General features: G+C 35.5%; 15 protein-coding genes. 13 read left to right on the top strand and 2 right to left on the bottom strand.

All coding sequences use genetic code 11. The features are described 5' to 3' along the window. The first annotated feature begins 230 nt into the window (after window positions 1-230). The 12 genes from V9G42_06670 to V9G42_06615 all read left to right on the top strand — a co-directional run bounded on the left by V9G42_06670 (window position 231) and on the right by V9G42_06615 (window position 10,761). Complete coding sequence (locus V9G42_06670; protein MEI2759104.1) at window positions 231-1,097, top strand: RNA polymerase sigma factor RpoD/SigA; 867 nt, start codon at window positions 231-233, stop codon at window positions 1,095-1,097. Between the two features lie 204 nt (window positions 1,098-1,301). Beyond that, entirely contained in the window at window positions 1,302-2,804 is a 1,503-nt protein-coding gene (gene atpD / locus V9G42_06665; protein ID MEI2759103.1) for a F0F1 ATP synthase subunit beta, read from the top strand. A gap of 85 nt (window positions 2,805-2,889) precedes the next feature. Beyond that, a complete protein-coding gene (gene atpC, locus V9G42_06660) occupies window positions 2,890-3,129 on the top strand; it encodes an ATP synthase F1 subunit epsilon (protein ID MEI2759102.1) in 240 nt (79 codons plus the stop codon). Window positions 3,130-3,347: 218 nt separating this feature from the next. Further along, on the top strand, window positions 3,348-3,560 hold the full coding sequence (locus tag V9G42_06655; GenBank protein MEI2759101.1) for a hypothetical protein: 213 nt from the start codon (window positions 3,348-3,350) through the stop codon (window positions 3,558-3,560). A gap of 112 nt (window positions 3,561-3,672) precedes the next feature. Continuing rightward, window positions 3,673-3,900, top strand: a complete 228-nt coding sequence (locus tag V9G42_06650) for a hypothetical protein (GenBank protein MEI2759100.1) — start codon at window positions 3,673-3,675, stop codon at window positions 3,898-3,900. After that, window positions 3,897-4,736 (top strand): Cthe_2314 family HEPN domain-containing protein, encoded by an 840-nt coding sequence (locus V9G42_06645; protein MEI2759099.1) that lies wholly within the window; start codon window positions 3,897-3,899, stop codon window positions 4,734-4,736. Before V9G42_06650 ends, V9G42_06645 begins: the two co-directional genes overlap by 4 nt. A 385-nt stretch (window positions 4,737-5,121) precedes the next feature. Beyond that, window positions 5,122-5,928 (top strand): hypothetical protein, encoded by an 807-nt coding sequence (locus V9G42_06640; protein ID MEI2759098.1) that lies wholly within the window; start codon window positions 5,122-5,124, stop codon window positions 5,926-5,928. Window positions 5,929-5,971: 43 nt separating this feature from the next. Continuing rightward, window positions 5,972-7,144, top strand: a complete 1,173-nt coding sequence (locus tag V9G42_06635; protein MEI2759097.1) for a hypothetical protein — start codon at window positions 5,972-5,974, stop codon at window positions 7,142-7,144. Window positions 7,145-7,442: 298 nt separating this feature from the next. Then, window positions 7,443-8,867: an HAD-IIIC family phosphatase gene (locus V9G42_06630; protein ID MEI2759096.1), complete on the top strand. Its 1,425-nt coding sequence runs from the start codon at window positions 7,443-7,445 to the stop codon at window positions 8,865-8,867. Between the two features lies 1 nt (window position 8,868). Continuing rightward, on the top strand, window positions 8,869-9,666 hold the full coding sequence (locus V9G42_06625; GenBank protein ID MEI2759095.1) for a DUF488 domain-containing protein: 798 nt from the start codon (window positions 8,869-8,871) through the stop codon (window positions 9,664-9,666). Continuing rightward, window positions 9,659-10,126: a DUF488 domain-containing protein gene (locus tag V9G42_06620; protein MEI2759094.1), complete on the top strand. Its 468-nt coding sequence runs from the start codon at window positions 9,659-9,661 to the stop codon at window positions 10,124-10,126. The genes V9G42_06625 and V9G42_06620 overlap by 8 nt, the downstream gene beginning before the upstream one ends. Beyond that, entirely contained in the window at window positions 10,123-10,761 is a 639-nt protein-coding gene (locus tag V9G42_06615; protein ID MEI2759093.1) for a hypothetical protein, read from the top strand. The genes V9G42_06620 and V9G42_06615 overlap by 4 nt, the downstream gene beginning before the upstream one ends. 290 nt (window positions 10,762-11,051) lie before the next feature. Here V9G42_06615 and V9G42_06610 read toward each other — a convergent pair whose 3' ends face one another. Both V9G42_06610 and V9G42_06605 read right to left on the bottom strand, forming a co-directional pair. Then, window positions 11,052-12,275, bottom strand: coding sequence for an IS91 family transposase (locus tag V9G42_06610; protein MEI2759092.1), 1,224 nt, complete (start codon window positions 12,273-12,275; stop codon window positions 11,052-11,054). Continuing rightward, the gene (locus tag V9G42_06605) at window positions 12,256-13,158 is read right to left on the bottom strand and encodes a tyrosine-type recombinase/integrase (protein ID MEI2759091.1); all 903 of its coding nucleotides are present in this window, start codon (window positions 13,156-13,158) and stop codon (window positions 12,256-12,258) included. Before V9G42_06605 ends, V9G42_06610 begins: the two co-directional genes overlap by 20 nt. A gap of 234 nt (window positions 13,159-13,392) precedes the next feature. Here V9G42_06605 and V9G42_06600 point away from each other — a divergent pair, with 234 nt between their 5' ends. Continuing rightward, window positions 13,393-14,100 (top strand): hypothetical protein, encoded by a 708-nt coding sequence (locus V9G42_06600; GenBank protein MEI2759090.1) that lies wholly within the window; start codon window positions 13,393-13,395, stop codon window positions 14,098-14,100. Window positions 14,101-14,354 lie beyond the last annotated feature (254 nt).

Genomic DNA, 14,354 nt, shown 5'->3' with positions numbered 1-14,354 from the left:
TCCCCTCTTTTTTTTAAAAAGTAAAAACAATTGAACACCCTTTTAAAATGCCCCCTTGCATTCAGAAATCTTTAAGAAAATAAAAAATCATTATCCGATTAACGTTATGATTTGTGAATAGAATCACTACCTGAAAATAAAAAGAAATGTGGATTGCATGAATTTTTTGGCAAGGTTGTTGCCTTCAACAAAATCACCCAATCAAGTATAACTATTAAAAACCAATTGCCATGCGACAGCTGAAAATCACCAATTCCATTACCACTCGTGATAACGAATGTCTGAAACGCTATCTAAACGAAATTGCACAGGAAAATTTATTAACCCCAAACGAAGAGGATGAACTTGCAAGACGTATAAAAACCGGTGATCAGTCGGCAATGAACAAACTCATTAAATCCAACCTTCGTTTTGTGGTTAGCGTTGCCAAACAATATCAAAATCAAGGGTTGACATTAGAAGACCTTATTAATGAAGGCAACATAGGCCTGATTAAAGCAGCACAACGATTTGACTCTACCAAAGGATTTAAATTTATATCGTATGCTGTGTGGTGGATTCGCCAAACCATTATGATTGCCTTAGTAGAGAAAGTGCGTTTGGTGCGGCTGCCTTTCAATCAGGTTTCACAATACTCTAAAATAAAAAAACTACAGTGTGAATTTGAACAAAGCAATGGCCGTGAAATGAGTTTGCAGGAACTGGCCGAAGCAATGAAAACATCACCACAGGCAGTAAAGGAAGCCATGGCTGTAAATATGTTTCCCGTTTCGTTGGATTCACCGGTTAGCCATGACGATGATTCTTCATCCTTACACGAATTATACTGCGACCCCTCTAACCAACCCGTAGATTTTAACCTGAGTAATGAATCGGTAAAGCACGATTTAATGTTAACTTTAAAACAACTAAAACCCCGCGAACGTCAGGTTGTTAAAATGTATTTTGGCATTGAGTATGATGATCAATATTCCGTAGAACAGATTGCAGACAGACTGGATATTACACGTGAAAGGGTGCGTCAGGTAAGAGACAAAGCCATAAAAAAACTTAAAAACAAAAAGACCGCTGACATCCTGAAAGCACACCTGTGCTGAAATAGTTAAAAGAGTCCAAATTAGTACTATTCAGTTTATGCGCAACTCTTGCTGAGGGTTGCGCATTTTTTATGCTATTCATTAAACATCAGCAGATTACATAACTGTTAACAACATTCCCTTCAATTTGATGAAGCAATGAAAATTAATATTAATTTCGCGCCTTGAAAAAATAAGATTTCAGAACGAATAAAAGTATCATTCATGAATAAAGGTAAAATAACCCAGGTCATCGGACCCGTTGTTGACGTATCATTTGAAGGCGAAAACACTAAACTTCCAAACATTATGGAGGCTTTGGAAATTAAACGCCCTGACGGAACAAGTGTAATTTTAGAGTGCCAGCAACATATTGGCGAAGACACTGTACGTGCCATCTCTATGGATGCCACCGATGGTCTGGTAAGAGGAATGGACGTGGTTGCCACAGGCGATGCCATTAAAATGCCTACGGGCGATGCCATCAAAGGCCGTTTGTTTAACGTTGTTGGCGATGCTGTTGACGGTATGAAAGCCGTTTCAAAAGATAAAGGCTTACCTATTCACCGCGAAGCACCAAAGTTTGAAGACCTATCTACTGCCTCTGAGGTTTTGTTTACAGGTATCAAAGTTATTGACCTTTTGGAACCCTACAGTAAAGGTGGAAAAATTGGTCTGTTCGGTGGTGCCGGTGTAGGTAAAACCGTATTGATTATGGAATTGGTAAACAACATTGCCAAAGCCTATAGCGGACTTTCTGTTTTTGCCGGTGTGGGTGAACGTACTCGCGAAGGGAATGATTTGTTACGTGAGTTCATTGAATCGGGCGTTATTAACTACGGTGACGATTTTAAACATAGCATGGAACAAGGCGGATGGGATTTGAGTAAGGTAGATTATAACAAACTTACCGACTCAAAAGCAACCTTGGTTTTCGGTCAGATGAATGAGCCTCCCGGAGCACGTGCCCGTGTTGCACTATCAGGACTAACCGTTGCAGAGCATTTCCGCGATGGTGATGGTACAGGCAGTGGCCGCGATATTCTTTTCTTTATTGACAACATTTTCCGTTTCACTCAGGCAGGTTCTGAGGTATCGGCACTTTTGGGTCGTATGCCTTCTGCCGTAGGTTATCAGCCTACACTTGCCACAGAAATGGGTCTGATGCAAGAGCGTATTACCTCAACAAAACGTGGATCTATCACCTCTGTACAGGCTGTATATGTACCTGCCGATGACTTGACCGACCCTGCTCCGGCTACAACATTTGCCCACCTTGATGCAACAACGGTATTGAGCCGTAAAATTGCAGAGTTGGGTATCTACCCTGCTGTTGACCCTCTGGACTCTACCTCAAGAATTCTTTCTGAAGATGTAGTAGGTAAAGAACATTATGAAACTGCACAAAAAGTAAAACAACTATTGCAACGTTATAAAGAATTGCAAGATATTATTGCCATCTTAGGTATGGACGAGTTGAGTGACGAAGATAAAATGGCTGTGCACCGTGCAAGAAGGGTACAACGTTTCTTGTCGCAGCCTTTCCACGTAGCAGAGCAGTTTACCGGACTAAAAGGGGTGCTGGTGCCTATTGAAGAAACCATCAAAGGATTTAACATGATTATGAATGGTGAAGTAGATGAGTATCCTGAGGCAGCATTTAACTTAGTAGGTACTATTGACGATGCTATCGAAAAAGGTAAAAAACTTTTAGCTGAAGCTAAATAAATAATCAATTTGAAAATATGATAATTTGATAATGAATTTGTTTTCATTTTCAAATTTTTCGGATTAACTAATTATTAAATTAAAAATGTTTTTAGAAATTATAACTCCCGATAAAAAAGTGTTTGAAGGCGAAGTAACGTCTGTATCCGTTCCGGGTGCTGATGGTAAATTTCAGATGCTCAACAACCATGCACCCATTATCTCTACATTGGGTAAAGGCAAGGTAAAAGTAAAAACCGCTAAAGAAACACTTGAGTTTAATGTTAAAGGTGGTGTTGTGGAAATGCTTAAAAACAAAGTTGTTGTTTTGGCTGAGTCTGTTTAATAAAATTATTCCTCATTGGTAAAAAGCTGCCCCAAAGGGCGGCTTTTTTTGTTTATGCCCGGTTCAACTTTGGGGACAACAAACCGGAAAATGTTTCTTTTTATTTGATATTTAGAAATAAATTCTTAAGTTTACAGCATCATTTAATCTTTACCCTAAATGTTAGCAGGTTTAAAAAACACTTTAGTTCCACTGTAAGTTTTAAAATTATGACCGCTATGATACAACAAGCTACAACAACACCGGCAACAAAAGAAACCATGCAAGTGGTTAGAAATAACGATATACATCAACTTGCCATTAAAGACTTGTTGAGACAAAACAGCCTTCGTACTACAATGATTTACACACATGTAAGCAAAAAACATATCAGTAAAATACAAAGCCCTTTAGACAAACTACCACCTTCCGAATATTTCAATATAGAGTAAATATGCAGCAATCAACAGTAAAAAAACTTCTTATATATGAATGTTATGCGTCATGCTTGGCGGCAGTGCTAACCAGAAACATTCTGCAAGAAACTAACTTAAAAATATAGTTATGAAAAACTTTTTTGGCGCATTTAAAACACTTCCTAAGGGAGTTTATAGATTGAATATTGCCGCAAGTTTTATTCTGCCGTTGTTGGTAGCTATGATTGGGGCGTCACTTGATAACGGTGATGAGAAAACTTTCCTTGGTTTATTGATTTTTGGAATTCCAATTTATTGGATACTTGCAAGAATTGCCTTATGGATTTTTGCAGGGTTTAAGGAGGACAAGAAATGAAAAACAATAACTTTGGTAGAAACTTTATGCAGGAAATAACAGACCAAACAACAGTTAGCCCGGATGAAATAATTTGGGAATTTCACAAACTCCATCAAAAAATGTATGACGAACATGGATTGACAAGTTTGACAGGGCTTAATCGTGAGTATAGGTTACAAGGACGAAACCTTTTAATGTGGCACAGTGAGGCAACTCGTAAATGTTCTTTAAAGTATTCCAATCGTTATTACTTTTCAAAAAACTTTGATGATATACTCTTTTGTTCAGAAGAGATACTCTATTTTACTGGATCGCTTTATGTATATAAACCTTATATCAACAATCCTTTGGATGATGCTGCATATTTTAGCGGTAGAATGGTTTATCCTAATTATCAAAACCACTATGGAAAGCGTTACGGAATGTTTGGAGATATAGCCAGTCAATGCGTTTATAATTTTTGGGACAGAATTGGAGACATGATAGCAGCTTTTTTCCCAGATAAAATTAACTCAACCCGAGTTTTCTTTACCACAGCATTGGATATTATCCCGCCTCAATTTCATTCAAATGAAAATTATATTTGGCTTGACAACTTTAGAAGAACTGAATATAAGGAAGTAAATGACAGGCGAAAACAAGTTGTGCATTACACAACAATTGAAACGGACTTTAAATATCAGCATTTAGAAAAAGGTTCAAATGACAGAGAAGCAATGGAAAAAATTCAAGCAGAAAGAGAAGCACTACCTGACTATTATAAAAAACACATTGATTATTCTTTAGAAGGAATGGCAAAAGCGTTACTAATGTTGGAGGAAATAGGAAACACTTTATTTAGTGACATCGCATAACTCATACAGACGAACTCCGAACAAACAGTAGCACATGACTTCACCTGTCAAGTCGCACTCCTTTGCGCCCCTGACAGGTGAAATAAACTCTTCAACAAAAGCATCTACAATTCGAATCTCATTGTCTTTTGCTATCTGACTCTCTAAGTTTGAAAAAGTGATTTATTCACGATTGACACCTTGTATTTGAGGCATTTTTTGTTCATTTTCCTATTAAAATTATTGAAATTAATTTACATTTGTAAATGCTGAAAAAATATTTTTTTTACAGACTGACGTTATGCGCAATTTTAACGCTCCGAACAAACGACACTACTAACTTCAAACAGACTACAGTATTTACAATTCTTCTTAAATTATCTCAAACACTTAATAAATAAACAAAATGAAAAAACTTTCAACAGTCATTCTATTAATTTTAGTTGTATTCGCACTAAGCCAATGCAAAAAATCTGACAACGATTCTACTCCAACACCTGTGGCAGATACTGATACACATATTATATTTTGGAGTTCGGTCTTTATACCTGCCTCTGGTATTACAGTAACTTGTAATGGAGAAACAAAAAACATTTCCATATACTATTTTAGTGGTTCACCGGCATGTGGAGAAACTGGAAATGCAACGTTTAATCTTAAAGCAGGAACCTACCCTTACACCGCATCCCAAGGCTCACAGTCATGGTCAGGCAGCATAACCGTTGGAATAAATGAGTGTAAAAAAGTTGACCTTGGCACGACTACATCAACAACTACATCAAATGCAGATTTGATGCAGGGTAATTATTCAGGGAACGGTCAGTATCTTCCTGGTCAAATAAATTTAGGCACAAACTCTGCATGTACTACATTTCCTTATTCAAGTTACTTACAAATTGGAGCAACAACTTTGAATATAAACAAAATTGCAGACGATACAATAACCCTTCAATATTCAAGTAGTGCATTTCCTTCAATATTTTATACAAACACCCCAATAACAAAAAATGGAAATGTTATTTCCTTTTACGGTGGTACTTATAATGTTTCAACAAAATATTTTTCTTTTTCTGGCGGAACTCCTAACACAATTTATATGACTACGAGCGCATGTCTAATTCAGTTGCCTTATGTATATGGTTATAACCCTTTAGGTACTTTGTACACTTATCAAACTATTGACCATTTGGAGTTTTCAGGAACAAAAAATTAGTAATTTAAATTTTAAATAAACGGAACAATTAAAATAAACTATTATGAAAAAAATTCTTTTAATCATTTTCTTCTCATTGAGTATAATTAATAACTCTTACTGTCAGCAATGGACGGGTTGGGAAGATGTTCAGAATAGCGGAGTTCAAGTTTCATTCAAATTTGCAACTCAAAGCGGTGCTTCAAGTAGAATCAGATTTCGCAACAATACACAAAGCACTTTTTGTCTTGTTTCTGTTGAATTTGAAGTTTCACTGGATGGAAAACAACATACAGTACCAATGTCGGCTTATACTTTAGCGAGCAATGGTGGCATTGATGACAATGCAGGCAAGTGGTTTCATAGCGATAATAATATTGTAAGCAATATGAGATTAGTCAAGTTGCAAAACAGTGATTGTAAAGACATACTTGGTGGAGGTGTTAGCCATTCTAATGGTGTTAGTAATATTACTTACGAAAAAAAGGATACTCCCAAAACACAACAACAGATACAAAAAGAAAAACAGGAACAAGAACAAATAAAAAGAGAGCAAGAACTACGTCAACAAAAGATAAACCAGGAGGCGGAATTAAAAAGAAAAAGTGAAGCTGAAAACAAGAGAAATGCTGAAACGGGCTCTGCAATAAATCAAAGTATTCAAGATATTGGCAATGCAATTATTGAGGAAAACGATAAAAAGTATCAAGCAGAAAGAGCTCAACTTGTTAAAGAATATGAAGAACATAATAGAATAAAAGAGCAAGCAAATCATCCGGTGAAGTTTGAAGAGAATAATAATTCTATATTTCTTTTATATAATGACGCTACAGGAGATATTGGTCTATCAAAAAACGGGAAAGTTGACAATGACGTGCTATTTAATACAATGGAATATAATAATTCCAGAATGCTGATTGTTTTTAAAATGTCAGAAGAGAAAGTTTATTTTTCCGCCTCCGGAATTAAACCTGGCAAAACTTATCTCACCGAATTAAATCCCAAAGGTTCTACCCTATTACTCTATTTCGTAAGCACTAAACTCACTTCAAAAAGCACTCCTCCTTATATGTTTTTCAATTTTAGTACCGGGAGATATACCATTGCAAAAGAAGAAAATGGATCCATACTTGGCAGTTGGCAAGAAAACTTCGAAAGACTACAGAGTAAATCAGATGAAGTTTATTTGATACGAAATAACTCGGATGGGTCCTTAAAATTTGAAAACCATAAATAATTGTAAGGTAAAATGCTATTGGAGCACTTCATACATTTGAACTTGTGACGTACAGCAAAACTGCGCATAACATCAAGATTAAACGAAATAAAAAAAAGAAGGACTTTGTTCGGTAATCAAACAGTTGTGCTTCTAACAAACAGTAGTGCGTTATCAAAGTGCCTGCTTCTAATCCCTTCTTTTTTTTACTTCGTTAATCCCTTCTTCGTTGTGTGCAATGGTAAAAAGACAACGATGCAACAAGAAACGAAAGTGATAAAACAGAAAAAACTTGCTTTAAAAAAAACGCCATTAAAGAATGATTAAGTCAGATAAAATAAAAAACAAAACTATGCAAATTGACAACGCATATCTACGAGTTTATATAAATGACTTTGTCAAAAAATTTCGCGAATTCAATACAGATGAATTTGTTGTTGCGATAAAAGGTCTTAATAAGTTTATTACAAATAACGACTCGCTTTTAGTTACCTTGATTGAAGAACTGAAACAGAACGATTTTAATATTGAAAATGAGGGCAACCAAGAAAGTATTAATGAAATAGACATTACTTGCAAAAACATAACAAAGAATTCGTCATACATCTTTCAATATCAAATTCAAAATCTACCTTTTATTCTTGAACTTTCAAGTAAAACAGACATATCTGCCGTTGGAATAATTATAATGAGAATTGTTGCTCAAATAATTAGCAAAATAAAACCGCTTTACAAGGCTATTGTACTTGATTTAGACGATACTTTATGGTTTGGTACACTATCTGAAATTGGAGTTGATGAAATCAGGAAGAATATGGAGACTGAAAAGGGAGTTTCTTTTATTGATTTTATGAAATTTGTTAAATCGCTTGGGAATGAATTAGGCGTTTTCATCGCAATCTGTTCAAGAAATGACCCTAAAGTAGTTGAATCGGCTATAAATGAATTAAGCGAAGTGATTTTTCCTCTAAAAAATCAGATAGATTTTATAATCGCAAATGACAATGACAAAAGTGAAAACATCAAAATCATAGCTAATCAACTATCTATTTTGCCAAGCTCTATTGCATTTATTGACGACAACCAATTAGTAAGAGATGAGGTTAAAAACAAACTATCAGAAGTGTTTGTACCCGAATGGAATAATCATAACGAATTAGTTACTCAATTAATTGCAGGGTGTTTTTTTGAAAGAAATGAACTGTCTTTAAGTTCACAAAATAGAAGAAAAGAATATAGAATAATTCAAACGGAACGCACTCTAAATTCTTTACCAAAATTATCAATTAAAATAATAAATGATAATAACCATATTGAATCTATAAAATTATATTCCAAATCAAACCAATTCAAATTTTCGGGTATTGACAATGATTTTGATGAAGAAGCAAAATCTGTTTATTTTGAAATACTTAGAGGGAATGGCGAAAATTTGGGAATTTGTTCAGCACTAACATACATCATTACCAATGATGCTTTACAAATTCTCAATTGGGCTATAAGTTGTAGATATTTTGAAATAGGAGTAGAAGAATTTATTTTGAATTACATCCATAACATTAGCAACAAAAATAAATTATTTATTAATTATGCAGATTCGGGAAAAAATCAAAAGGTTAAAGAATTTATGTTTAAATATTCAGACGCTTTTATAACCAACAACAAAAAGGAAATGATTGAAATAATTATTACAAAAAACATTTTAAATAAATTTGACAATAATACAAACATAATAGAATTATAAAATGTCGAAACTGAAATTATATACTTTAGGCTATACATTATTTCAAAATGGAAATATGATAGACATTGAAAAAATGCTCAATACTTTGAAAGATTTCAAAGTATCGCATTTAGTAGATGTCCGTTCTGTTCCTTACTCAAAACAATTTCCACAATGTAATGCAGACAACCTAAAATTAGCAAGTAAACATTTTTCAATTTCGTATGGTCATATGCCAGAACTTGGAGCAAAGGCAAGTCCAATGCAAGATGTTTTTTCAAAAGCTTCTGATATATTTTTTGAAGACATATTTCCAATTTCAAAAAGTAATAGACCTGAAAAAACAGAACTTTTTGATTACGAAGAAATCGTTGATTTTCAAAAATTCAGAAATGATGAGTATTTCTCAGAAGGCATAAAAAGAATTGAAAAGGCATATGAAAATGAATATACAGTTGCACTTATGTGTAGCGAAAAAAGACCTGTGGATTGTCATAGATTCTTTTTTGTAAGCCAAAAGATTGAAGAGAAGTTTGGAGATTGGATTGAAGTTCTTCATATAACTAAAAACAAAAATGGAGAAATTGAAACTGTATCTAATGAAAACATAAATACAGAGTTATCGGAAGTGATATTCAATAAAACTGAAATTAAAAAATTAGATGTTTTAAATTCAAGTATGTTTGAATCAGCTAAAATTGAGAATTACTTTGGCAACACGTTACAAGATAAAAAAAATGATTTTTGTGATAGATATTGGAATCTATTACACGGTTGGAAATTAAATAAGAACAACAATAATTTTAACGAGTATGATTAATTTATTTAGCATAGGTTTTACCCAAAAATCAGCAGAGGATTTTTTTGGATTATTAAAGAACAACAATATTGACTGCCTGATAGATGTTAGGTTAAACCCAAATGGTCAGTTATCAAGATTTGCCTTTGAAAAAGATTTGCCTTTTTTCTTAGACAAGTTAGCAAATGGTTGCAAATATGCTCATAGAGTGGATTTGGCACCACAAAACGAATTACTGAAAGAAGTAAGAACCAAAGGTTCTGCAATGAGTAAAGACTATAAATTATTTGAAATAGAGTTCAACAAGTATTTAGAAAAAGAATCAAAAATTGACAATTTTGTTGAACAATTCAAAGGCTATAAAAATGTCGCACTTCTTTGTTCAGAACATACAACAGAAAAGTGTCATCGCAGATTAGTAATTGATATGTTACTTAATAAATTCAACAACGATATAAAATTTGGCAAACATTTAAAATGAGAAAAAAAGTATTACTATTAGCAGTCAGTTGTAGAAACGGTGGTCTATGTCCAGGAGGACTTGATTTGGACAATCCGAGTCAATGGATTAGAATTGTTAGAGATGATGGTATCTCAAGTGCTGTACAGGGTCACGAAATTGACTTTGCCAAACCTCTTGATATTATTGAGTTTGATGGAAGACCAATGCCTAAAGGTAAACAACAGGAAAATTGGGTAATTGATAATAATTCTTGCAGAAAAGTTGAAAGTAGAACCGAAGACGTTTTAGAGTGGGCATATCAACAATACGGCTACAAAGGTTTTTGGGGGAATTATAGATCATATTTGAATGAAGCCGAATTTGCTGCTGTAACTGCACCGTCAGAATCAATTATGAAAGTTTCCAATGTACGGATTTATAAAAACGATAATGATAGAGCAAAAATTGATTTTGATTGGTCGGGTGCAAAATTCAAAATTAAGTGGGTTTCAATGACAGACCCAGACTTTTATGATAGGATTCGTGAAGGCGAAGTTACTTTTGACAATGCGTATATAATAACTTCAATACCGAAGGAAATTGACGAATGGGTTAATCCTAAAACAGGCGAAAAACAAGCATACAAATTTGTAAGTAAAATATTCAATATTTAGTGTGAGAAAAACCACAGCACACAACATTATGCCGAATAGAAAAAAGCCCTAATGCAAAAAAGCCCTGAGAGTAGAAAACACTTCAGGGCTTTTTGCTATTCGGTGTTCAGCGACACCGGTATTTTTTGTGTAGGAGGTTTTGTAGCTTTGGTTCTTTGTGATTTAGTGCTTTTTATAGTTACCGGTTGTAGTATTTCGCATGTTTGCGGATGATTGGGTTTGCTTAAACACACAACTTCCCCTACCCAAGATACTTAGGATTTTAGATGCTGTCATTATGTTTGTTGTTGTCATCGCATTTGTTTAACAGGTTTTTGTATCTTTTGTGGAGAGCCTTTGTTGTGCAACAGCGCTACATTTACTAACTGTACACCCTGCCGTGCTATGTTGATATAGGTTGCCTGTAATTCTAAGGTTCCAGTTTTACAAACACTACACTGCGTAATATCCACACCGTACTTCATCGCTGCTAAAGTGGTTACGGGTAGTTTTACTTTTAGTGGTGGCTCTGCTATTTTTAATTGCCTGCAAATAGATTTTAAACGCTCTGTTTTGTTCTGATGGGATAAAAACCCACTGTGCCGTATCTTCACAAAACCTTTGGGCAGTATGTGTTGCTCAAACCTGCGCAAAAATTCTTCATGGCTCAAGGTCATCAACTTTTGTTTGTTGTCATCTTGGTAGTCTTTGTATTTGAATGTGATGGTTGTGTCGGTTATTGCCATTATCCGATGCGTAGTAATAGCAACCTTATGCGTATATCTGCCTAAGTATTCCAACACCTGTTGTGTCCCGCCAAAAGGACGTTTGGCATATACATTCCACTTGATGAACTGCAATTCTCCCATTGTTTTCTCAAACATTTTTTCATCTTCAATATTCAGCTGATGATTGAATTTTAATGCTAACAGTTTTTCTAAGAAATAGCCCTTGAAAATCTTTTCCATCGCTCTTCTGGGAAAAAGAAAGTTACCGGTCCTGCGTTTCTCTTTTTGCCACCGGCCCTCTTTATCTATGCCACCACCACTCACGATGCAATGTATGTGCGGATGAAAAGTTAAGTCTTGTCCGTTGGTGTGCAAAATGCTGATGATGCCCGGTGTTCCTCCAAGATATTTTTCATCACTACCCAATTTTCTAAGCGTATAATTGCTTGCTTCAAACAACAAATTAAGAACTGCTTTGCGGTTGCCCATGGCCAGACTTCTTAATTGCTGCGGCAGGGTAAACACGATATGGAAATAGGTGGTGGGCAACAACTCACTCATTCTGTCGTGCAGCCACTGTTCGCGCTTTAAGCCACCACAATTGGGGCAATGCCGGTTGCCGCAACTATGATATTGGTGATGTTGGTGAGAACAAGTATTGCAGCGATAAACATGCATGCCTAACCTTAACGTATGGCAATCGGACAACTTTTTCAACACACTTTGACTGTACGGATTAAACTGCTGTCCACTGTGGTGGGCAAAGATTCTGGTTTGAAGCCTTTGCTTAATTTCCGCTTGTTCCACCGCCCAATCTTTCTAAGGGAGATACAATGCCAAGCTGGGTGTGGTGTTGCAGGTGCAGATAAATCATGGTGGTTTCTAACTTGCTATGGCCAAGCAGTGTTTTTATCACATGAATATTATTGCCCTGATTGAGCAGGTGCGTAGCAAAGGAGTGTCGCAGGGTATGTGCCGTAAACCGTCCGCATTCGAATCCTGCTTTTTGCATGGCACTATTTACCACCAACTGCATGCTGCGTACATGAACAGCACACTTGGTCTGTTGGCTGGTAAACAGGTATTCTTTGGGGCGTCCGGCCTGTAAATAGTACTGCCTAAGCTGAATCAATAAACTTTGTGGCAGTAAGGTGAAACGATCTTTTCCGCCTTTACCCTGTACTACTTTAATACGCTGGTTGGTGCTGTCTATATGGCTAATCTTTAAATCACACACTTCGCTAATGCGCATACCGCAGCCATAAAGCAACCCCACAACACAGTATTCTTTTAAAGAAAGCGATGCATTAAACAGTTGGGCTACTTGCTGCTCTGTCATAATATCAGGAAGCACAAATTGTTTTTTAGGGTAAAGCTTGCTGGGAACGATATAATCCGATGGCATAACTTTCTTAAAAAAGAAACTACAGGCTTGTGCCACACTCCTGCATTTGGCTCGGCCTACCCTATGGTTCTCTTTAATAAATAGCACATAACGCTCAATGTGTTCTTGCCGTAATTCTTCCACTTGCAAATTGTTGTAATGCTTAAAGAGCAAGGTGAGCTCTTGCAGGTAGTTGCGCACAGAGCCCTTGCCGTACTCTTGTATTTGTAAAAGTTGCAGAGTCTTTTGCAACCATCTTTTGCCACTTTCATTGAGTGGTTTTAAAGAAATGGTGTTTCCTTTCATAATATATTTTTTGATGAAAGGTAATGTCCGTATCTTTGCTTATGATGTCAATAGCAAAATACAAAACTCACCGAAGGTGTCGCTTGAACAAGGTATTGCCAAAAGCGGGGCTGAACGGCTTCGATTGGGCATTTGTGCAAGGTTCAACATTCGTTCTTCGATTGAACTTTTGTGCTGAAAATCCCCGCCTTCGGCAATACCCAAACCGTTGTACGTAATATTCAAAGAACCTACTTGGACAATAAAATCATAAGCGACACCCCAATTCAAATTTTACTGCTGACAATAGTCTCTATTGCCGGGATTTATTTCTATGAACTCGGTTATTGTAGACACTTTGGTATACCGACAGAATTCATTTCAATTGAAATGAATAAATACAGCGGTCTTTTGTTCACTTTCTTAGCGACACTTTTCTTTATTTCCATGGTAATTGATTCTCTTATTGGGCATTTTGTATTTTTTGCAAAAATCAAAAAAAGCTATGCTAGGCTTATTATTATTTTAATTTTTATCGGTATCATTATTTTCTGCTTTGCAGACCTTCTAAAATATCTTATGCTTGGAGAAATAGCAACGCTTGGATTTGTATGTCTTTTTGGAGTTGCTATGATTTTAAATTCGAACAAATCTGATGAAACCTATGACATTCTTAGTCCAAAATATTCTATAAACATTATTTTATCACGCAAGATTGGTTCGCTTCTTGGACCTATCCTTATAGTCTCATCACTAATATGTGCATCGCTATTTTGTTTGGGTTATTATTCTGGACAAAAGCAAACTTCATTTGCAGCCAGACCAGACGACAAAACAGTTCTCTTAAGGAAATATGGTGACGACATTATTTATGGCATTATAAACAATGGCAAAGTGACATCTATATTAGTAGAGCATAGTAATTCAAAGGTTGACACTTTACACTCTATTAAAATCAAATAATACTACGTACAACATTGGGTTTTATGCAAGTTGGGCTCGACAATGTAACATCAGCCAATTACAAATCCCAGCTTTAGTTCCAGCTTAACGAATAACTATAAGCTTTTGTACATAAATTCAACAAAATATTTTCAATCGGCAGCAGTTATCGGCAGACGGAATACTAATTCCCAACCTGCATAAAGCCCTGCTCGTTATGCGTCATGCTTGGGCGACCTGCAAGTTTGAAATTAACTGCAAGAAATTAACTTTGA

This window comes from Bacteroidia bacterium, assembly GCA_037045145.1.
In the GTDB taxonomy this organism is placed as follows: Bacteria; Bacteroidota; Bacteroidia; order AKYH767-A; family OLB10; genus OLB10.
This window is presented reverse-complemented; position numbering and strand designations above follow the sequence as displayed.

Excerpts from the sequence above, each read along its gene's own strand:
- V9G42_06620 (MEI2759094.1), top strand. The coding sequence starts at position 9,659 with ATGATTAATTTATTTAGCATAGGTTTTACCCAAAAATCAGCAGAGGAT.
- V9G42_06655 (MEI2759101.1), top strand. The coding sequence starts at position 3,348 with ATGATACAACAAGCTACAACAACACCGGCAACAAAAGAAACCATGCAA.
- V9G42_06625 (MEI2759095.1), top strand. The coding sequence starts at position 8,869 with ATGTCGAAACTGAAATTATATACTTTAGGCTATACATTATTTCAAAAT.
- V9G42_06615 (MEI2759093.1), top strand. The coding sequence starts at position 10,123 with ATGAGAAAAAAAGTATTACTATTAGCAGTCAGTTGTAGAAACGGTGGT.
- V9G42_06635 (MEI2759097.1), top strand. The coding sequence starts at position 5,972 with ATGAAAAAAATTCTTTTAATCATTTTCTTCTCATTGAGTATAATTAAT.
- V9G42_06640 (MEI2759098.1), top strand. The coding sequence starts at position 5,122 with ATGAAAAAACTTTCAACAGTCATTCTATTAATTTTAGTTGTATTCGCA.
- atpD (MEI2759103.1), top strand. The coding sequence starts at position 1,302 with ATGAATAAAGGTAAAATAACCCAGGTCATCGGACCCGTTGTTGACGTA.
- V9G42_06645 (MEI2759099.1), top strand. The coding sequence starts at position 3,897 with ATGAAAAACAATAACTTTGGTAGAAACTTTATGCAGGAAATAACAGAC.
- V9G42_06670 (MEI2759104.1), top strand. The coding sequence starts at position 231 with ATGCGACAGCTGAAAATCACCAATTCCATTACCACTCGTGATAACGAA.
- V9G42_06650 (MEI2759100.1), top strand. The coding sequence starts at position 3,673 with ATGAAAAACTTTTTTGGCGCATTTAAAACACTTCCTAAGGGAGTTTAT.
- V9G42_06630 (MEI2759096.1), top strand. The coding sequence starts at position 7,443 with ATGATTAAGTCAGATAAAATAAAAAACAAAACTATGCAAATTGACAAC.
- atpC (MEI2759102.1), top strand. The coding sequence starts at position 2,890 with ATGTTTTTAGAAATTATAACTCCCGATAAAAAAGTGTTTGAAGGCGAA.
- V9G42_06605 (MEI2759091.1), bottom strand. The coding sequence starts at position 13,158 with ATGAAAGGAAACACCATTTCTTTAAAACCACTCAATGAAAGTGGCAAA.